Origin of the sequence: Glutamicibacter sp. B1 (assembly GCF_039602135.1) — a bacterium.
Lineage (GTDB): Bacteria > Actinomycetota > Actinomycetes > Actinomycetales > Micrococcaceae > Glutamicibacter > Glutamicibacter ectropisis.
In genome coordinates, this window is the sequence record NZ_CP125942.1 from 2,333,611 (window position 1) to 2,350,950 (window position 17,340).

The following is a 17,340-nucleotide window of genomic DNA, read 5'->3' on the forward strand; positions in this document are numbered from 1 at the left end:
TGTGTGAAAAGTTTTTGCAGCTACTTCTGCTGCCAAGCAGCCAACTGTTGAGTGGAGACTTCGGCCAACCATTTTTGCCACAGCGGACCAAAACTAACCCGCCGCACTCCAAGTTCACGCAAGGCCGATAAGTCCCCTGCCGGGTGAGCCGTGACCGGGTGGGCCGTGACATTCACCGGAACCGTGACTGCCTGGACGGCTTGCTGGACTTGGTCAGAGGTAGAGAGAGCCACAGGATAGACACTGCGTGCTCCAGCTTCTTCAAGCAACTTGATTCGAGCGATAGTCTCGGCCAACGGATCTGCAAAATGATCCGTCAGTTTCATGGTGTCGGTACGTCCGTTGATCACAAAGTCCACTCCGGCTGCATCAGCCGCTTCGCGCACTCCATGGATGTAGTCTGCGTGTTCCTGACGATCTCGTACTCGCCGGCCTTCCTTGTGCACCACATCTTCAATATTGACGCCAACTGCCCCGGCAGCGAAGACTCGTTCAAACAACTCCTGAGGGCTAAGGCCGTACCCGGATTCAACATCCGCACTTACTGGGACCTCTACGGCAGAGGTGATGCGCTGTACGACGGCAAGGTAGTCAGAGAATTCCATGTTTTCCCCGTCCGCACTTCCAATGGAGTCGGCCACAGGGTGGCTTCCGATTGTCAGACTCGCGAATCCAGCGTCAGCTGCCAATGATGCGCTGAAGGTATCCCAGACTGTGGGCATCACCAAAAGATCACCGGATTCGTGCTGCTTCGCCAGTAATTGGGCGCGTGCTTGATATAGCGACAAAGTTGCCTCCTGAAGTAAGTGGTTCTAGCCCAGTCTACGAAGTCCGGTCCGCCTGCCAATAGACCCCTCAATGATTTTCAGCGTACATCCGGGGACTTCTATTCAGACAGCGCCTTGACCATGATCAAGCAGGGTGTCCCTTCTCCCCATAATTCGGTCTCTTCCATGGCTAGGAATCCCACTTTTTCGTAAAATTTCCTCGTTTTTTCATAGCCGGTATCAGGATGCGAGGGACCGAGTGTTTTCACCTGCATAAGTTTCACGCCCTCGGCGAGCGCCGCACGTTCGATTGCTGAGATGAGTTCGCTGCCGACTCCTTTTCCATGCTGACTCCGTTCTACGACAAGCAGGTGAATCTCAACGGCCCACGGATAATGACGGTCAATCAAGCCCACCCCGAGAACATGATTTCCGCTGTCTCTTACAGCCCAAGTTTCCATGCTCCGAGCTGACTGTATGTACTCCTCGTTAGATTCGGGCTGTGCAAACCACTCCGGCACGCTAGCTATGAGCCTGGCAACTTCGTCTGGCAGGGACGCTTCTCGATGGGCCATGAATTCTTTGGCAGTCATCTAGAGAGTCTCCATATTCTGGTGGTCGAATGAAGCGTCTTGATTTTCGTTCGTGCCCAGAGGGTTCAAGACGTAGACCAGAGATTCGTCTCTTCCTCTGATCGGTTCCCCAGCCAGTGCTCTGCGTTCAGCAAACACAAATCCAGATTTTTCCAATACGCGAATGGATGCAGTATTTCTGGGATCACAGGTTGCTTCTACCGTGTTGAGTCCGAGCCTTTCTTTGCCCACTGTAATCAGCAACTGGGCCACCTCGGTGGCAAGACCTTGTCCCCAATACTCGGGGTTCAGGGTATACCCCAACTCCCCGACGCCGTGGATCTCATCGGTGACCCAAATTGAGGTCGAGCCAATGACCTTTCCGGAGAACAGTACCGCTGCCATTACGCGCCCTACTCGCGCATCCATCGCATCGGTGAGAAACGCTTCGGTTTCAGCCAGACTATTTGGCCCCCACAACGAATAGCGACAAACCTCAGGATTTGAGGTGTAGGTGTGAACTGCTTCAAGGTCGGTGAGTTGAAAACTGGTTAGATCGACTCTTGGACCGGTAGCGATGATTTGTCGTGACGCGCTCTGCTCCGAAGTCTTGGGGTTGATGGCACTTTCCCTTCGTTTCCATAGCCTTTGTGGAAGGGGCGCGTAAAGCTGTTTCGAAACTTAAGCACGGACCCTAACTGATTCCACAGCATACCCGTGAGGATATTTCGGAGCTATTAAGCGCATTTGAGTTTCTGAGATCTTTTTGGAATCGTGGCACCCGCATGCCCTGAACTTGGTATGTCCGCAACCGGAAGGAGAGCCACCGTGCTCGCACTGACCGATCAAGCAGCATCCATTGTGACCGCCATCGTCACTAACCAGTCCGAAGCCGAATCTGCAGGACTACGCATTCACCAGGCCGACAAGACCGAGGCATCCCAGGAAGCCGCTTTTGCTATTCAGATCGTTCCGCAGCCAGAAGAAACCGACACCGTCGTTTCTAGCGAGGGCAGCCCAGTCTACCTCGATGAGCTCGTGGCCGATGAACTAGATGACAAGATTTTGGATGCGGCCGTCGATGAACAGGGTGGCGTCAGCTTTCAAGTTCTCGTCCAGAACTAATTGTTCAGATTAGAACCCCACAGTCTTTGATTGGAAGCCGCCATGCTTATGGCGGCTTCCAATCGTTTAGGCCACGTCTAGACTCTGACATTGCCATGATTCGCGCATTGGGGTGATCCGGTAAAGAATGATTTCATGCCTTTTGCTGATCAACTCATTGGTAGCGACGTCGCCGAACAGCTAGTTCGAGAACTACACGACGTGGCCCCAGATAATTCTCTGTCTGCTCTCAAAGCTGCGGCGGACAACCTTGAGCCACTGAGTTTACGGGAGCGTTCTGATTCCCTGCGTGATGGACTCTTAGCCGACTTCCCTGAGAACTATGATCAGTTAGCCACGGCCATCAAGGCAGCCGAAGCTTCGCCGTCCTTCACCGGCTGGATGATGTGGCCGGTCACCTCAGCGTTGGCCACACGGGCAGTCAGTGAGAATACGCAGGATGCGTTCAACGATGCCATGGCGATGATGGGTACGTTGACCCCGCGACTGACCTCCGAATTTGCAATACGAGTCCTGCTAAATCATGACCTTGAGGCTGCGTCGCGATTCGTTCAGGAATGGACTCACTCCGACGACGAGCACGTTAGACGCTTAGCCAGTGAAGGAACTCGTCCCTATCTCCCATGGGCTATTCGAGTCCCGAAAATTATCAAAAACCCGGCGTGGACCATTCCCATTTTGGATGCGTTATACCGAGATTCAAGCGAATATGTTCGCCGTTCGGTTTCGAATCATCTCAATGATCTCAGCCGAAACGAGCCAGAACTTGTCCTGCAAACTGCGCGGCGTTGGTTGCAGGATCCTGCACCTTCAACCATGTCAGTGGTGAAGCATGGACTTCGGACGCTCATCAAACGAGGCAACCCACAGGCCCTGGCACTGCTAGGGTTCGGTACCCCGACCGTTGAGATCGACGGACCATACGTGAGCAATACCCAGGTTGAGTGGGGTGCAGAAGTCAGCTTCACCGCCTCGGTACGTAATACCGGTAGCGAAGCAATGCCCCTAGCCATTGACTACGTCCTGCACCATCAAAAGGCCAACGGGTCCAGAACTGCGAAGGTTTTTAAGCTCACCACCCGCACGCTGGAACCAGACGAGACGTTGAAAATCGAACGAGCACATTCGTTCAGAGCCATCACCACGCGACGCTACTACCCCGGCACTCACTCAGTAGCGCTACAAGTTAATGGTTTGCCTACCGAGGAAACCGACTTTGAACTATTAGCTGAATCAACCGGTTCCTAGGATCATCACCGAACCCTTTTCTTAGATAGCACCACCAATTCCCAGACAGAGAATTGTCCACTGGATCTCTTGTTTTTTGGCGTCTTGTGGGCGATGGTTCAACTAAGGATCAAAGGAGCGAACCATGAGAATGGACGCAGCACCTCGAAATGATTGGGCCACCATCCCCAACGCGATAACGTTGCTGCGCTTGTTTCTAGTCATCCCGATCTGCACTTACCTGGTCTCCGACACCCGCCCAACACTAACCGCTATTCTCCTGTTAGCTTTCGGCCTCAGTGACTGGGTGGACGGGTTCATTGCACGTAAATTTGGTCAGGTCTCGAAACTTGGAATCCTGTTGGATCCGGTTGCTGACCGACTTGGAATCGTGGCTATCGCAGTGGCTCTCGTTGTCGGAGGCATGATTCCTTGGTGGATCGGAGTGGTCATTTTCTTAACCGATCTGATCTTGCTTTGTACCTATTTCCTCTTGCGTTTAGCTGAGCCACCAGCTTCATCGCGGCTAGGTAAGTTTCGCACAGCCTTCATCATGTTGGGTCTGGCCTGTGTAGCCTTCGGGAGAATCGAACAGCTCTCCATGCTCTACCAACCAGGCATTTATATCCTTTACGCTGGAGCTCTTTTACACATCGTGGTGGGATTCAGTTACTTTCACTTCATGCGCGGTGAAGCTAGAGATTCAGCCTCAACGCGTGGGGACGTCGCTACCTGAAGAGCTTCCTGACTCTTGTACGGCTACTGGTAGTTTGAAATCCAAGTCTCAAAAGCAAGGAATCGCGCGTTTCTAAGGCTCAGAGATTGTTACTTGAACTAGCGCTCAATGTGTCCAACGTGCACGATGCGTGCGTGCGTCTATTCTCCAGCGTAGAGAATCAGCTCGCGACTTTTCGGTTTCCAAAGTCCAGCCCGCTGAGCGGTGAACTCCTTTTGTAGCGTAGATCCCAGATCGTCAAGCGCATGGATGTATTCGGGAACGATCTCTCTAGGAAGCCGTAAACCCATGGTTAGATGCGGCGTCCATCGAGGTCCCCGCCCATGAATATTCAATGCGCTGAGTTCCCGTGCAGCGATTTCCAGCTCATCAGTTGTTTCCAACAACCACGCAACAGTCTGTTTACGTTTGGTGCCGAATACTACGGTTCCGACTCGTTGAAAAGTTGCCGGTATCACCGGTGGCAGAAGCTGTGCAGCATGCGCAATAACATCGTCGGAAAGCTCTGGAGCAAAGGTAATGCTGATGTGTGGTTCTTGGTGCTGGATGGGAAATCCGCGCGAAGCCAACTCTGCAAAGATCTCGCGAATCGTTTGTTCTTCGCACGGCTTCAAATACAACAGAATGTTTTGCGGCGATCGGCTCATACCTCACCATCCTGCTACAGACTGACTGAGCACGTCATCAATCCGTTCACCTGTGTCCAAAGAATCATCTTGGGCAGCGCCAACAACTTGGCGATCAACACCCTCAAACGGGGTACTCATGTATTGACGTTAACAATCAATGGCTCTGTCACAGGACTATCAATCATCCGCCTTTGCTGTTGACGCGTGTGCCAGAGAAGGACAGGATGAGCTGTGAGAGTTACATTGCGCGAAAAAGCAGGCCCGACGTTTTCTTGGAAACTCAACCGACTACCGATGGGGCACTCCAGGCATGACAACAATTCATATCAATGGTGTTCAACTAGGCTTTGAAAGCTTCGGAGATCCGAAGCATCCGCTCATACTGTGCGTTGGCGGAACCACCATGCTTTCTTGGCCTGACGCACTGTGTGAAAAACTTGCGCTAGCCGGCTGCCATGTCGTGCGATATGACCTTCGAGATAGCGGTGAATCAACAACCGTTGACCCTATGAACCCCCCATACAACCTACGAGATCTCGCGTCCGATGCCATTGCGTTGGCACGAGCATTAGACGAACGTCCAGCACATCTAGCTGGAATAGGAGTGGGCGGCATGGTCGCCCAAGTTGCTACCTTGGATTCTCCTCAAAGTTTCTGCGCACTCACCTTGTTCGGTACGCGCCCCGTTGCACCCGGACCTGTCGATGAAGACTTACCGGATCATGATCAAGAAGTCATGGGAAAGTTATTCTCCTCCGCTATGCCTGACTGGACGGATCAAAATGCGGTGGCAGAGCATGCCGCGCAGGGGGGAGTGATTTTAGGCAACGATCCCGATGAAGCCAGAACACTCGCCTCCCGTATTTGGGAGCGCACCACCGAGAATTCCCCTCCAGCGCATATGGCTAATCAAATGGGAATCGTCTTTTCCAAGCTTGATTGTGCTCCTCGATGGCGCGAACAACTAAAAACACTCAACCTGCCGACTCTGGTCATCCACGGCGCCAAGGATCCGTTCTTCCCTGTCGGTAATGCCCACGCGTTAGCCCGTGAAATCCCCCACGCAAAGCTATTGGTGTTGGAACAAGCGTCAACTGCTATCCCAGCAACCAATATTCAAGAGGTTGCTACTGCCATGTTGCAGCTAGAAGGATCATAGTTTCTTCACCCTAGACAACACCTTGGGACTTAGGCATTGTTGGTCAAACATAGACTTTTGGATCTGAACACTCTGGAGGAACCTCATGGCCGAGGCTTACATCATCGATGCCCTACGCACGCCAGTGGGGCGCCGAGGAAAGTCCCTGGCACAACTTCACCCACTCGATCTGGCAGCAGCACCGCTAGCGCAGCTGGTTGAACGCAACAATATTGATTCGGCAGAATACGACGAGATCATCCTTGGCTGCATCGACCAACTCGGTCCGCAAGCAATGGACATAGCGCGCAACGCTTGGTTAGCAGCCGGACTATCCGAATATGTTCCGGGGACCACCGTTGAACGCCAATGTGGTTCGGGGCAACAGGCAATTTCCTATGCAGCCCAAGCAGTGCTCAGCGGCAGCAGTGATCTTGTGGTGGCTGGCGGTGTCCAATCAATGTCCAGCATTCCACTGTCTTACTCCAATGTTGCCGCCACCGAATTTGGTTTCCCCGATCCGTACCAAGGTTCCAAGCGCTGGGAGGCGCGCTACGGTGATCAGGAGATCTCGCAGTTCCGTGGTGCCGAGATGATGGCACAACGCTGGGGTTTCAACAGAGAGCAGTTAGAAGACTTCGCCGTCACCTCTCATGAGCGCGCACTACACGCCCGAGCCCAGGGCTTCTTTGACCGCGAAATCTTGGCACTGAATGAATTGCGCAGTGACGAGGGTCCACGAGCGGTGGACCGCGACAAAATGGCTTCCCTCACGCCAATCGTGGATTCCGGATTACACACAGCAGCCACTGCATCCCAAATGTCAGACGGAGCCGCAATGCTGCTGATCGCCTCCGAAGCTGCGGTGAAACGCTATGGTCTAAAACCACGAGCAAGAATTCATCACGTTTCAGCCCGAGGCGATGACCCGATCATGATGCTCTCTGCGCCTATCCGCGCCACCAAATATGCCCTTGAAAAGACCGGCATGACTTTGGATCAGATAGATCGCGTTGAGATCAATGAAGCATTTGCCGCCGTTGTCCTAGCCTGGCAGCGCGAAACCGGTGCAGATCTAGACAAGGTCAACGTCAACGGTGGGGCCATTGCGCTAGGCCATCCCATCGGCGCAACCGGGGCGCGATTGATGACTTCACTGCTGCATGAGCTGGAAAGAAGTGACACCCGTTGGGGCCTCCAGACAATGTGCGAAGGTGGCGGACAAGCGAACGTCACCATCATTGAACGGCTCTAGCTACACCTGAATGCGAAGGGACTGAGCAATGAACACAACTACGGATGAGTCAGCAGTCGACCTAGACGATACAAACACCATAGGTAACCTTCTACATCGCGGAGTTCTTCGCAATCCTTCGGCCACCGCACTTAGTTTTGAAGACCGCTCATGGACCTATCAGCAATTATTGGTGGCAGTTGATCAAGTTGCTGCCAAACTACAGGAGTTGGAACTTCCTGCAGGTTCTCGCGTTGCTGCCTTTGCCGCGAATAGTGATATCTATGCAATCCTCTTCCTTGCCTGTGCGAAAGCTGGACTGATTCATGTTCCAGTAAATTTTGCTCTCAAAGGCGAGGAGCTTCGCTACATACTCCAAGATTCTGGTGCCAGTTTGGTGATTACCGACGAGCCTCGACACCAGTTGGTACAGGACCTAATCGAGCGCCACGAGCTTCCCGAAGTCCACGATATTTGGCAGTTCTTCTCCACTGCTTCGTCTGTTCAAAGCGTATTCGATATCGCCATGGGCCAAGAGAATTATCAGCCATTTGCCGATATAGGGCTGGTCAGTGCCGATCTCGTTCAGTTGCTTTATACCTCGGGCACGACCTCGGCTCCCAAAGGGGCCATGATGACCCACGGTGCCCTAATCGCCCAATACGTTTCGGCCATTATTGCCCTAGACCTAGAGACCGAGGACCGTCCGCTCATTGCCATGCCGCTGTACCATTCGGCAGCCATGCATGTTTTCTTGCTTCCCTACCTCGCTTTAGGTGCCAGCATTCGCTTACTGGCCAAACCCGACATCGCCGAAATCATTCAACGAGTCGAGGACGAACGTATTGGATCATTGTTCTTGGCTCCCACCGTGTGGGTGCCATTGAGTAACCATCCTGATTTACCATCGCGTGACTTAAGCTCTCTGACGAAGGCTCAGTACGGTGCTTCAATCATGCCCGTTACCGTCCTCTCTCGACTGCGCGAACGCTACCCCAATATCGGCTTCTACAACTGCTTCGGCCAATCGGAATTGGGTCCACTTTGTTCGGTGCTGCGCCCCGAAGAGCACGATGCTCGGCCAGCCTCCTGCGGTCGCCCGGTCTTTTTCGTCGAAGCGCGCGTGATCAATTCTGCCGGCCAGATCGCCGAAGACGGAGAACCAGGAGAGATCCAATATCGTTCGCCGCAGGTGATGCGTGGCTACTGGAATAAGCCGGAGCAAACCAAAGAAGCTTTTGTCGACGGTTGGTTCCGTTCTGGTGATCAAGTAGTCAAAGACCCTGAGGGCTATATCCAAGTTGTGGACCGTATTAAAGACGTGATTAATACCGGCGGTATTCTCGTGGCACCACGAGAAGTCGAAGACTGCATCTACGAACTACCCGAAGTTGCTGAGGTGGCTGTTGTTGGTGTTGCCGATGAACGCTGGATTGAAGCGATCACAGCCATCATCGTGCTTAAAGATGGCGCGGTGCTATCCGCCCAAGGGATACAAGATCATGTGAAGCAAAAACTCGCCAACTACAAGGTTCCCAAGCGTGTGGACTTCGTTGCACAGCTACCGCGCAATCAGTCGGGAAAACTTCTTAAACGTCAGCTTCGAGCAGAACGAAGTAGTAGGGAGGAGTAAGAATCATGACTGATCCGTGGAAAACATACGATGTAGACGTAGCGCTAGACATCGATTACCTGTCAGCTTTTTCTGCGCTCACCGATGCGGATAGAGATCATTGGATGCGCGCGCGAAAGTTTTCTCACGAAGTCCTTCCCGTCATCAACGAACACTGGGACAAAGCGCATTACCCAGTTCAGTTCGTGCGCCGCATGGGCGAGCTGGACCTTCTGACCGACGGTCTAGATATCCCGGGACATGCACAGTTCTCCAAATTGGCTGCTGGATTAGTGGCAATGGAGATTTCTCGTGCTGATGGTTCTATGGCCGCTGCCGCCGGGGTTCAAGGTGGTTTAGTTCTTCGGAGCATCGGGCTCTTTGGCAGCCTTGAACAGCAAGAACAATACCTAGAACCAATCGCCAGCGGATCATTGCTGGGTGCCTTCGCACTGACCGAACCGCATCATGGCTCCGACTCGGTGAGCTTAGAAACCAGCGCACAACGCGATGGTGAGAATTGGATCCTAAACGGTAACAAGAAGTGGATCGGCAATGGAGCTGCTGGTGGTATCACCATAATCTGGGCTCGCGATCAGGACGATGGCGAAATCAAAGGGTTCATCGTTGACCAGAAAACGCCGGGCTATGAGGCCACCGCCGTACGTGGCAAAGGGGTCCTTCGAGCCATAGAACAGGCAGAGATCAGACTGAACAACGTCCGAGTGCCACACAGCGCACTGTTGTCGAACGCCAAGTCTTTCAAAGACGTCTCCAAAGCATTGGTAGAAACCCGGGTCAATGTCGGTTGGTCTGCTCTTGGCCACGCCCAATTCTTATTCGAAGCAGCCCTGACCTACGCGAAAACGCGAGAACAGTTCGGCAAACCACTAGGCGCGCATCAAATGGTGCAAGAGCGGCTTGCACAAATGCTGGCCGAATTGACCAATATGCAGCTGCAATGTGTTGCCGTAGCAGCCCAGCAAACGGCCGAAACCTTACTGCCTAGGCAAGCCTCGTTGTTGAAATATCACAACACTAGAGCAGCTCGACGGATAGCGGCCACCGCGCGCGACATGCTTGGCGGTAACGGAATCCTGCTAGAGAATCATGTGATCCGACATGTCGGTGACATCGAAGCCCTGCACACGTATGAAGGTACCGAGTCGATTCAAGCTCTCATCCTAGGTCGAGACCTCACCGGATTCAGTGCCTTCGGCTAGTGTCAGCCGATAAGAAACGGATAAGCAATCACCGTTGAGGTCTCAGGAGCAAAGGACAAACATGTCATATTTGGTCGATTTTAAGGACGTGTCCACCGTTGGTTTGGAGTCTTCGCCAGTTGCTGAGGCGTTGGCGGGTCTACGCGCCAACGAGGCCCGTTATCTGAAAAACAAATTCGATCATGATCTAGTCCTCGAAGACGCCGACAAAGCCGCCGAGGTCATTGACTGGGTTCATAAGATCTTGTTCGAGGAACGCGAATTACGCATCGAATCCCAGCCGCTGCAAGCTTGCGTTTTTGAAGCCGACGGCGCCAAACGCGCGTATGTCTTTTATGAATCCGGGCTTTCGATCAATGTGCTCTACGGGTTGGCCCCAGGTGAGAAAAGGGCAGTTGGTTTTAAACTCTCAGATGGCATGGAGGTGACCGAAGAACTTGCGGATAAGTTCAAATTCGCTCGACAAAAATCAAAGCTGGCCGGAACTATCCGTGGCTCCTACTTCGTAATCAAGAACGAATACTAATCACCCAGTTGGGCATATCCGTCAATGGTCGCTTCGCGGAGGAAATCCTCGGGCCATAACTGGCGCAATACGCTGGGGAAACTCATTTGCTCCGGCGCTGTGCCTTGTTCGTAACCGTGACGGATATGCTTGGCTAGCAATCCAAAAAGCTGTTGTTGCTCTGCTACGAATTCCCTGCTGATCGGTTTCCCATGTCCGGGAATTACCGTATGGGAGGGCTCGATACGGGTTAGCAATTCTTTGAGCACCTCGGGCCACCCCAGCGGATGGGCTCCGGAACCGAACATCGGCGGACCGGATTCTTCAACAATGTCACCGAGGAACCACACACTTGCATCAGGCACATAGATGGCCAAGTCAGTATCTGTATGTCCTGCCGACAATGGCACCAATTGGATCTCACGTCCGCCCAGATCCAGAGTGCATTCTTGGTCGATTAGGCGGCTGGGTGCTGTGAGAACAACCTCGCCCCACTCTTTATCGGGTTCAGTCTCGGGTTGTTCTTGTACCTTCTTCAGGTGCGGTGCTTCGTAGTTTTGGAAATGCTTCGGGATCAGGTGGTGCCCGTAGATAGCGATGCCCGCGTCATGAAAAACTTGGTTTCCGAAGGTGTGGTCATAGTGAGCATGAGTATTAATCACCGCAACAACCGGTAAATGGAAACGTTGAGTAACATCAGCCAAAATTTCTTGGCCTTCTTTGGGGTTGTTTCGGGTATCGACCACAGTCGCTCCCGTGGTCCCGAGGACCACTCCGATAGAAACGTCCAGTGGCTCGTATCGTCGTTGAAATACGCCAGGCCCCACTTCTAACCACTGGTCCTCAGGCAAAGTGACTCCTCGCTATTCGGTCTGTTCTCGTCCCTCAGGATATTATCCTCCGGTGCTTGATGTCTCTGGATTCAACGTTCGCACTCAGCTCCAAAGTCTCGCGTGGACCAAGGCCGATGACTAGGCTAGGTTTATGGCCACAGTAATTCTTGTGCGGCATGGCCGCACCACAGCGAATGCTTCAGGCATTCTGGCGGGACGCACCCCGGGGGTGAGCCTTGATGAAACTGGCGAAACTCAGGCAGCACGAGCGGGACAACGATTGGCGGCGATTGCGCTAGCTGGGATCGTTTCGAGCCCGCTAGAACGCTGCCAACAAACAGCACGGTTTATCGCCGAGCAACAACTCAAGTCGCCAGAGATCCTTTTCGCGGAGGACCTCAATGAGTGCGACTACGGAGCTTGGCAAGGTAGCAAACTCTCAGATCTCTCCGTACAAGCGTTATGGTCAAAAGTTCAGGCCAACCCTTCGGCGGTCACCTTTCCGGACGGTGAATCGATGGCGGGGATGCAAGCACGCGCAGTAGCTGAGATCCGTCGACTAGACGCTAGCTTCGAGGCAGAACATGGGGCCGAAGCAGTCTGGGTGGCTGTGAGCCATGGCGATATTATTAAGTCAGTATTGGCCGACGCACTGGGTATGCATTTAGACCTATTTCAGCGTATTAATGTTGGGCCGGCTTCGGTGTCGATTGTGCATTACGGTTCTGGGTCGCCGCGGGTACATTCCGTCAACACCGACGAAGGGGACCTGTCTTGGCTGGCCCCAGGACTCAAGACTGCCGACGCCCCTGTGGGTGGCGGAGCAGGAAACTAAGGAAGTAGCAATGGTCGCAACAGTTCACGAATTCAATTGGCCAGATCGGGTCGTTATCGGCACCATCGGTGAGCCAGGCTCAAGAACCTTCTATTTGCAGGCACGTACCGGAGCAACCATCGCAAGCATTGCTTTGGAGAAACAACAAGCCGCGGTGGTGGCCGAGATGATCGACGAAATCCTTGATCAAGTCGCTACGGTTGCCAATAATCCATTCAGCGTTCCCACTCACACGCCAGTTGAATTGGTGGACAATGATCCGCTAGAAGAGGTGGTCGAGTCATTCCGTGTCGGGTCAATGAATCTTGGTTGGGATGCCACGGTGGCGCAAGTCGTCCTAGAGGCCTATTCCCTAACCGATGAAGATTCAGATGAGAATCCCGACGCTGTAATGCAGGTGCGAATGCCAGTTGGTACTGCGCGTGCCTTTGCCATGCGCACTCACGAAGTAGTTGCTGCTGGTCGACCAGTCTGCTCAAGCTGTGGCTACCCCATTGATCCCGAAGGGCATGAATGTCAGGGACCTGAACTTTCATGACCGCTGTTGATCTGTTCACCGGGGATTTGGAACTTACCGGGCGAATCACTACAGCTTCGAACGCTACGTTCCTCGGCACCATCGGTGAGCAGAGCGTGGTCTATAAACCGGTGAAAGGCGAGAAACCTCTTTGGGATTTCCCCCACCACACGTTGGCTAATCGGGAAGTGGCTGCTTACCTAGTTTCTGAAGCCCTGGGTTGGAACATTGTTCCTCATACGTGGCTACGTGAGGGGCCCTTCGGCCCTGGCATGGTGCAGCTGTGGCAGGAAGTTGATCCTGAACAGCATCCAGTGGATCTAGTGATGTCCAGTGAAGTACCGTCCACTGGTTGGAAGAGTGTACTTAAAGGACAGGATGAGAACGGCCAAGACGTGAGCCTGGTGCACGAAGATGGACTTCAGCTAAGACGCATGGCAGTTTTTGATGTGCTCGTTAATAATGCGGACCGTAAAGGTGACCATGTTTTGGCCATGGCCAATGGGCACCGTTTTGGAGTGGACCATGGGCTGAGCTTCCACGAGGAGCATAAGTTACGCACTGTCCTCTGGGGCTGGATTGGCGAACCGCTCAACGACAAGGAGCGTGAGGGCATCAGTCATCTATCTGTTGCTTTGAGTCAGGATCTTGGCCAAGCTTTAACATCCTTTCTCAGCACTACAGAAATAGAAGCTTTGGGTCAACGCTGCTCGAATTTGCTTAGCGATTCAAGTTTCCCTCAGCACAGCGGAGATATGCCAGCGGTCCCCTGGCCATTGTTCTAATGAATCTCAGTTCCTCGATAAGTGACAATATGTAGCTTCTAGAGCCAAGCACAATTCTGAGGTCCTTTGAGCACCGCACTAACGTAAGGCGGGAGTAGCGGGCACAATGGAGCTATGAATGCACATGAGATTTTTGCTGATTTCATCCAACGCCCTATCGACGCCGTCGAATCCTTGCCGAACCTTAATGCTCAACAGTTGAATACTCATCCTGCAGGTCATCCAAATTCCGTGGCTTGGTTGCTCTGGCATACCGGCCGTGAGATCGACGTTCAGCTTTCCGATCTTTCCGGCAAACAGCAGGTGTGGGAAGAATTCCGTGAACGTTTTGGCTTAGGCGAGTTGGGCGACTCCGTTGGCTACGGCCACACAAGTGAGCAGGCAGAACAGATCAAAATCAATGATCAGAAACTGCTGGTGGATTACGTCAGTGCCTGTGCTCATGCCCTTGGAGAATACGTCGCGTCGCTGGCTGAAGTTGATCTTGATGAAGTCATCGACAGCAATTGGGAGCCTCCGGTCACCCGCGGAATTCGTCTGGTCTCCATCGTTGATGACGCAGCCCAGCATGTTGGACAGGCCGCCTACGCTGCCGGTGCGGTCGTTACCACCAGTTAGGTTGAATTTTCGATGTGGCTGAAATTATGAATCAGCCCGAACGTTCTTGGCCAATGTTTTGAACCGGATGCCGTCTTCTTGCACCACGGTGATCGTCACAGCGCCGGTCTTACTGGTGTTCACATCCGAAACTACACCCGATTTTCCCCGGTGATTTCCTGCTATGACCGTGCAACGCTGGCCATCGGCCACATCATTTGTCGGTTCGTTCATGGGCAACATCCTATTTCAGCTAGTCACCGATTTGCCGGCTACCGGTATTTAGCAAGGCTCAGAAGAACGTTGTCATTGGATTGATCCGTCATTCCTGTCGTCCGGAGTCCACAATTCCCCCAAGCAAGCTCAGTCTCCTGGACTTAAAGGTCGACACGCTGGCCATCGAACCACGACAGCCAGCTTTTCTAAAACACCATTCATGCGCTTCCCTAAGTCCGTGATGATGCCTTGTCCGATCACTCAGGCGAAGTGTATTCTGCGGATAAAACCATCACTCGAATCCTGCGGATTGCGAAGGGATACCGAATGCCGTTCCAAGCGTATCTGGACACCATTGAGAAAAAGACGAAGCTCACTCCACGTCAACTCATAGCAATCGCTCATGAGAAAGGGTTGGACGCTCCGGGGGTCAAAGCAGGAGAAATCCTAGCTTGGCTAAAAGAAGATTACGAGCTGGGACGCGGTCACGGTATGGCACTTGTGCACGTGATTCAAAAGGGACCAACTATCAGCAGCAAACACGTTGGAACCCAAGGCAGTCACAGCGATGAGTCAGAGACCCTGTGGTTGGATGGAATCGCCACAAAGCCAAACTAGCTCGTGCTGCTTGCCTCCGCGAGGGTAGCAAGTTGTTGAGTTACGAATGTCCAGCCTTCTCTCAATCCGAGATCATCGTGTGCTTTTCTGGCAGCAACACCGCCATGGCGAGCCACAATGCGGTATAGGGTTCCCTCAGAATGATCGCTGAGGGTAATTTCGCCCGTTACCGCCACCGGCATTGGATTGGCAGGACGTAGCGCTGAATCTACCGCGTTGGTAAAGACAAGACGATGCTCTGGTTCAACAACCAGAAAGGCTGCGTCCATATGTGGCACGAAAGTGATTCCGTCTTCACTCATCTGAGTAATGAACCCTCCCCCAGATCTGGCGTCAAAAGCTTCGACTCGACAAGTGTACGGCCGAGGAATCCACCACTGAGCAAAGTTCGCCGGGTCCGTCCACGCCTTCCAGACGATTGAGCGCGGAGCCCGAATGACTTGCTCAATGACCAGATCAAGATCTGAATTCATGGGGATTTTTCCTTCTCATACGTGTGCGTCGGAAATCGAGAATGCCTCTCGGCTAATACTAGCGACTTGTCTCACGGGCAATAAGGGAAAGAGAGCAATATTCTTGTTGCTGCGCTGGTGAATATCTTCCAGCTCATGCCAAATTGTCCTACCTTAGGCGCACACTGAAGACATGATTACGTCACAGGAACTCCCAGCTTCATTGACCGCGGCTGAAGTCATCGAATTAACAGATACCCTCCTTTCCAACGCGAATAGATTGCGTACTTCGGCGCTGGTCATGCTCGAAAAGGGTGCTGTACCTGTTGCTCGTTTGCTCGCGATACTTTGTGTAGACACATCTGGAGAAGCAATTGCCCTGCATGAGCGCAGAACCGAGATGGGTTACCGGCCCGAAGGTGAACCTTTTGTCAGTTCTGATCTGGTAGCGATTTGGCAAGCGCGGGACCGTACTTTCAAACTGGTACATGATTTCTTAGAAGCCGAAGAATATAGCTTCAACAGGTGGCCTCCCAATGAGGAAGAACGAGGACAGATTCGGACCACCTTGGCGAATTTGGGAATCCATATTCAGCGTACAGTCAACGAGGAAAACACGATTGGCGCGGATGAGGGGGCGCAAAATATCCGCAGAGTGCTGGAGTACACGGAGCAAATCGGTTGGCAGCTAAGACTCGGCGAGCACATCGAAGCGCGGCGCAGAGAACGAGTTGAAGAAGAGCTGGCTGCCTATCTTCGGCTAGGAAAGCAAGGCAAAAAATTCAACAACGTTGCCTACCTGTTCGATTTCCCTGAGAACCCGTTTGAAAAGATGGGTAAGAAGGGCCATGAAGCCCAGGACAGAAGCCTTACCAACCTACGAAACGCAATCGATAAAGAAAGCGGCACGGACTAACGAAAGCTCTAGTCGTTAGTCCGTGGCAAGTCACTCTTTAGTGCCAGATCTTTATCACTATTCGGGAGGATTGTCTAGAACTAGTCCGAGACATCCTTTGGACATAGACAGACTTTACGTTCCGATGGCTGGATCTCGCTGAATCTATCTCTCAATTTGTAGAGAAGGTTAGTTCAGGACCGCACGAATAATTCCCGGGCGGAGTTGATCAGCCACATTACTTCATCAGTTTTCAGGCCTGAAACACCAGGAACGTAAATATTCGAGTACTGGCGATTCCGCATTGGCCCGGATACAGGTGAAATACGGTCGCGCAACTCTGGAGGTAGCAGCTGGTTCACGTTGTGAAATCCCGAAGCAGTCAATGGCATGACGGCCCTCAGTATGTATCCAGAATCGTGTTCAGCAGGAACCATTCGACGTTCAGCCATCCCGAAATCCTGCCATGGGATCGGTCCTACCCCACGTAATGTCAATCGAGTGGCTTCGAGGATCACAGGCTGGGTTTCAACAACTTGGTGTTGTTTGTCCCGGCGACGCCAGTTACGCACGATTAACCCGAGCGCCACCAACATCGCAAGTCCACCAATGACCCCTAAAATCGATCCGGGGAACAGTCCCCCATTCATAGCGAAAAACAGTGGGAGCCCAATAACAAACCCGACGGCTAGAACAGCGATCAATCCAATTAGAACCGCACTCAACCACTTAGAAGCGTTGGACCATCCGGCCGTCTCACCTGGAAGTGATACGTGTCCTGTGGACTGCAAGGTAGCCCACGCTTGGTTGACGTCAATCTGCAT

22 protein-coding genes are annotated in these 17,340 nt (G+C 52.8%); 14 read left to right on the forward strand and 8 right to left on the reverse strand.

What is annotated here, in order from left to right; all coding sequences use genetic code 11:
- Positions 1–20: 20 nt before the first annotated feature.
- The 3 genes from QMQ05_RS10830 to QMQ05_RS10840 all read right to left on the reverse strand — a co-directional run bounded on the left by QMQ05_RS10830 (position 21) and on the right by QMQ05_RS10840 (position 1,960).
- Positions 21–788 carry an isocitrate lyase/PEP mutase family protein gene (locus QMQ05_RS10830; RefSeq protein ID WP_345469953.1) on the reverse strand — a complete coding sequence of 256 codons (768 nt, stop codon included), beginning with the start codon at positions 786–788 and terminating at the stop codon, positions 21–23.
- A gap of 98 nt (positions 789–886) precedes the next feature.
- The gene (locus tag QMQ05_RS10835; protein ID WP_345469955.1) at positions 887–1,360 is read right to left on the reverse strand and encodes a GNAT family N-acetyltransferase; all 474 of its coding nucleotides are present in this window, start codon (positions 1,358–1,360) and stop codon (positions 887–889) included.
- A complete protein-coding gene (locus QMQ05_RS10840; protein WP_345474721.1) occupies positions 1,361–1,960 on the reverse strand; it encodes a GNAT family N-acetyltransferase in 600 nt (199 codons plus the stop codon).
- A 207-nt stretch (positions 1,961–2,167) separates the two neighbouring features.
- Between QMQ05_RS10840 and QMQ05_RS10845 the strand changes: the two genes are divergently transcribed.
- From QMQ05_RS10845 to QMQ05_RS10855, 3 genes are all read left to right on the forward strand, one after another.
- The gene (locus QMQ05_RS10845) at positions 2,168–2,464 is read left to right on the forward strand and encodes a Fe-S cluster assembly protein HesB (protein WP_345469957.1); all 297 of its coding nucleotides are present in this window, start codon (positions 2,168–2,170) and stop codon (positions 2,462–2,464) included.
- Between the two features lie 135 nt (positions 2,465–2,599).
- Entirely contained in the window at positions 2,600–3,712 is a 1,113-nt protein-coding gene (locus QMQ05_RS10850) for a DNA alkylation repair protein (protein ID WP_345469959.1), read from the forward strand.
- A gap of 124 nt (positions 3,713–3,836) precedes the next feature.
- Entirely contained in the window at positions 3,837–4,427 is a 591-nt protein-coding gene (locus QMQ05_RS10855; RefSeq protein ID WP_345469961.1) for a CDP-alcohol phosphatidyltransferase family protein, read from the forward strand.
- Positions 4,428–4,567: 140 nt separating this feature from the next.
- Here the strand turns inward: QMQ05_RS10855 and QMQ05_RS10860 are convergent, their stop codons facing one another.
- Entirely contained in the window at positions 4,568–5,074 is a 507-nt protein-coding gene (locus QMQ05_RS10860; RefSeq protein ID WP_345469963.1) for a 2'-5' RNA ligase family protein, read from the reverse strand.
- Positions 5,075–5,366: 292 nt separating this feature from the next.
- Here QMQ05_RS10860 and QMQ05_RS10865 point away from each other — a divergent pair, with 292 nt between their 5' ends.
- From QMQ05_RS10865 to QMQ05_RS10885, 5 genes are all read left to right on the forward strand, one after another.
- On the forward strand, positions 5,367–6,215 hold the full coding sequence (locus QMQ05_RS10865) for an alpha/beta fold hydrolase (RefSeq protein WP_345469965.1): 849 nt from the start codon (positions 5,367–5,369) through the stop codon (positions 6,213–6,215).
- 85 nt (positions 6,216–6,300) lie between these two features.
- Positions 6,301–7,449: an acetyl-CoA C-acetyltransferase gene (locus QMQ05_RS10870; RefSeq protein WP_345469967.1), complete on the forward strand. Its 1,149-nt coding sequence runs from the start codon at positions 6,301–6,303 to the stop codon at positions 7,447–7,449.
- Positions 7,450–7,477: 28 nt separating this feature from the next.
- Entirely contained in the window at positions 7,478–9,061 is a 1,584-nt protein-coding gene (locus tag QMQ05_RS10875) for a fatty acyl-CoA synthetase (RefSeq protein WP_345469969.1), read from the forward strand.
- A 5-nt stretch (positions 9,062–9,066) separates the two neighbouring features.
- Positions 9,067–10,263, forward strand: a complete 1,197-nt coding sequence (locus QMQ05_RS10880) for an acyl-CoA dehydrogenase family protein (RefSeq protein ID WP_345469971.1) — start codon at positions 9,067–9,069, stop codon at positions 10,261–10,263.
- A 61-nt stretch (positions 10,264–10,324) separates the two neighbouring features.
- Positions 10,325–10,789, forward strand: a complete 465-nt coding sequence (locus QMQ05_RS10885; protein WP_345469973.1) for a phage tail protein — start codon at positions 10,325–10,327, stop codon at positions 10,787–10,789.
- On the opposite strand, the gene QMQ05_RS10890 is transcribed toward QMQ05_RS10885, so the two are convergent.
- Positions 10,786–11,619, reverse strand: coding sequence for an MBL fold metallo-hydrolase (locus QMQ05_RS10890; protein ID WP_345469975.1), 834 nt, complete (start codon positions 11,617–11,619; stop codon positions 10,786–10,788). The genes QMQ05_RS10885 and QMQ05_RS10890 overlap by 4 nt on opposite strands.
- A gap of 133 nt (positions 11,620–11,752) precedes the next feature.
- On the opposite strand from QMQ05_RS10890, the gene QMQ05_RS10895 reads away from it, so the two are divergent.
- The 4 genes from QMQ05_RS10895 to QMQ05_RS10910 all read left to right on the forward strand — a co-directional run bounded on the left by QMQ05_RS10895 (position 11,753) and on the right by QMQ05_RS10910 (position 14,356).
- Positions 11,753–12,436 (forward strand): MSMEG_4193 family putative phosphomutase, encoded by a 684-nt coding sequence (locus QMQ05_RS10895; protein ID WP_345469977.1) that lies wholly within the window; start codon positions 11,753–11,755, stop codon positions 12,434–12,436.
- Positions 12,437–12,446: 10 nt separating this feature from the next.
- Positions 12,447–12,974: a DUF3090 domain-containing protein gene (locus QMQ05_RS10900; protein ID WP_334123408.1), complete on the forward strand. Its 528-nt coding sequence runs from the start codon at positions 12,447–12,449 to the stop codon at positions 12,972–12,974.
- Positions 12,971–13,738: an SCO1664 family protein gene (locus QMQ05_RS10905; RefSeq protein WP_345469980.1), complete on the forward strand. Its 768-nt coding sequence runs from the start codon at positions 12,971–12,973 to the stop codon at positions 13,736–13,738. Before QMQ05_RS10900 ends, QMQ05_RS10905 begins: the two co-directional genes overlap by 4 nt.
- 114 nt (positions 13,739–13,852) lie before the next feature.
- On the forward strand, positions 13,853–14,356 hold the full coding sequence (locus tag QMQ05_RS10910; protein ID WP_345469982.1) for a mycothiol transferase: 504 nt from the start codon (positions 13,853–13,855) through the stop codon (positions 14,354–14,356).
- Between the two features lie 24 nt (positions 14,357–14,380).
- Here QMQ05_RS10910 and QMQ05_RS10915 read toward each other — a convergent pair whose 3' ends face one another.
- On the reverse strand, positions 14,381–14,569 hold the full coding sequence (locus QMQ05_RS10915) for a KOW motif-containing protein (protein WP_345469984.1): 189 nt from the start codon (positions 14,567–14,569) through the stop codon (positions 14,381–14,383).
- Positions 14,570–14,878: 309 nt separating this feature from the next.
- Here QMQ05_RS10915 and QMQ05_RS10920 point away from each other — a divergent pair, with 309 nt between their 5' ends.
- Complete coding sequence (locus QMQ05_RS10920; protein ID WP_345469986.1) at positions 14,879–15,169, forward strand: DUF4287 domain-containing protein; 291 nt, start codon at positions 14,879–14,881, stop codon at positions 15,167–15,169.
- On the opposite strand, the gene QMQ05_RS10925 is transcribed toward QMQ05_RS10920, so the two are convergent.
- Positions 15,166–15,642: an SRPBCC domain-containing protein gene (locus tag QMQ05_RS10925; RefSeq protein WP_345469988.1), complete on the reverse strand. Its 477-nt coding sequence runs from the start codon at positions 15,640–15,642 to the stop codon at positions 15,166–15,168. The two genes, QMQ05_RS10920 and QMQ05_RS10925, sit on opposite strands and share 4 nt — an antisense overlap.
- 172 nt (positions 15,643–15,814) lie before the next feature.
- Between QMQ05_RS10925 and QMQ05_RS10930 the strand changes: the two genes are divergently transcribed.
- Entirely contained in the window at positions 15,815–16,537 is a 723-nt protein-coding gene (locus QMQ05_RS10930; protein ID WP_345469990.1) for a hypothetical protein, read from the forward strand.
- A 173-nt stretch (positions 16,538–16,710) separates the two neighbouring features.
- Here QMQ05_RS10930 and QMQ05_RS10935 read toward each other — a convergent pair whose 3' ends face one another.
- The gene (locus QMQ05_RS10935) at positions 16,711–17,340 is read right to left on the reverse strand and encodes a hypothetical protein (RefSeq protein WP_345469992.1); all 630 of its coding nucleotides are present in this window, start codon (positions 17,338–17,340) and stop codon (positions 16,711–16,713) included.

Coding starts and splice junctions, on each gene's coding strand:
- QMQ05_RS10870 (WP_345469967.1), top strand. CDS start 6,301: ATGGCCGAGGCTTACATCATCGATGCCCTACGCACGCCAGTGGGGCGC.
- QMQ05_RS10850 (WP_345469959.1), top strand. CDS start 2,600: ATGCCTTTTGCTGATCAACTCATTGGTAGCGACGTCGCCGAACAGCTA.
- QMQ05_RS10895 (WP_345469977.1), top strand. CDS start 11,753: ATGGCCACAGTAATTCTTGTGCGGCATGGCCGCACCACAGCGAATGCT.
- QMQ05_RS10855 (WP_345469961.1), top strand. CDS start 3,837: ATGAGAATGGACGCAGCACCTCGAAATGATTGGGCCACCATCCCCAAC.
- QMQ05_RS10835 (WP_345469955.1), bottom strand. CDS start 1,360: ATGACTGCCAAAGAATTCATGGCCCATCGAGAAGCGTCCCTGCCAGAC.
- QMQ05_RS10920 (WP_345469986.1), top strand. CDS start 14,879: ATGCCGTTCCAAGCGTATCTGGACACCATTGAGAAAAAGACGAAGCTC.
- QMQ05_RS10885 (WP_345469973.1), top strand. CDS start 10,325: ATGTCATATTTGGTCGATTTTAAGGACGTGTCCACCGTTGGTTTGGAG.
- QMQ05_RS10910 (WP_345469982.1), top strand. CDS start 13,853: ATGAATGCACATGAGATTTTTGCTGATTTCATCCAACGCCCTATCGAC.
- QMQ05_RS10880 (WP_345469971.1), top strand. CDS start 9,067: ATGACTGATCCGTGGAAAACATACGATGTAGACGTAGCGCTAGACATC.
- QMQ05_RS10925 (WP_345469988.1), bottom strand. CDS start 15,642: ATGAATTCAGATCTTGATCTGGTCATTGAGCAAGTCATTCGGGCTCCG.
- QMQ05_RS10935 (WP_345469992.1), bottom strand. CDS start 17,340: ATGCAGATTGACGTCAACCAAGCGTGGGCTACCTTGCAGTCCACAGGA.
- QMQ05_RS10865 (WP_345469965.1), top strand. CDS start 5,367: ATGACAACAATTCATATCAATGGTGTTCAACTAGGCTTTGAAAGCTTC.
- QMQ05_RS10900 (WP_334123408.1), top strand. CDS start 12,447: ATGGTCGCAACAGTTCACGAATTCAATTGGCCAGATCGGGTCGTTATC.
- QMQ05_RS10860 (WP_345469963.1), bottom strand. CDS start 5,074: ATGAGCCGATCGCCGCAAAACATTCTGTTGTATTTGAAGCCGTGCGAA.
- QMQ05_RS10875 (WP_345469969.1), top strand. CDS start 7,478: ATGAACACAACTACGGATGAGTCAGCAGTCGACCTAGACGATACAAAC.
- QMQ05_RS10915 (WP_345469984.1), bottom strand. CDS start 14,569: ATGAACGAACCGACAAATGATGTGGCCGATGGCCAGCGTTGCACGGTC.
- QMQ05_RS10905 (WP_345469980.1), top strand. CDS start 12,971: ATGACCGCTGTTGATCTGTTCACCGGGGATTTGGAACTTACCGGGCGA.
- QMQ05_RS10930 (WP_345469990.1), top strand. CDS start 15,815: ATGATTACGTCACAGGAACTCCCAGCTTCATTGACCGCGGCTGAAGTC.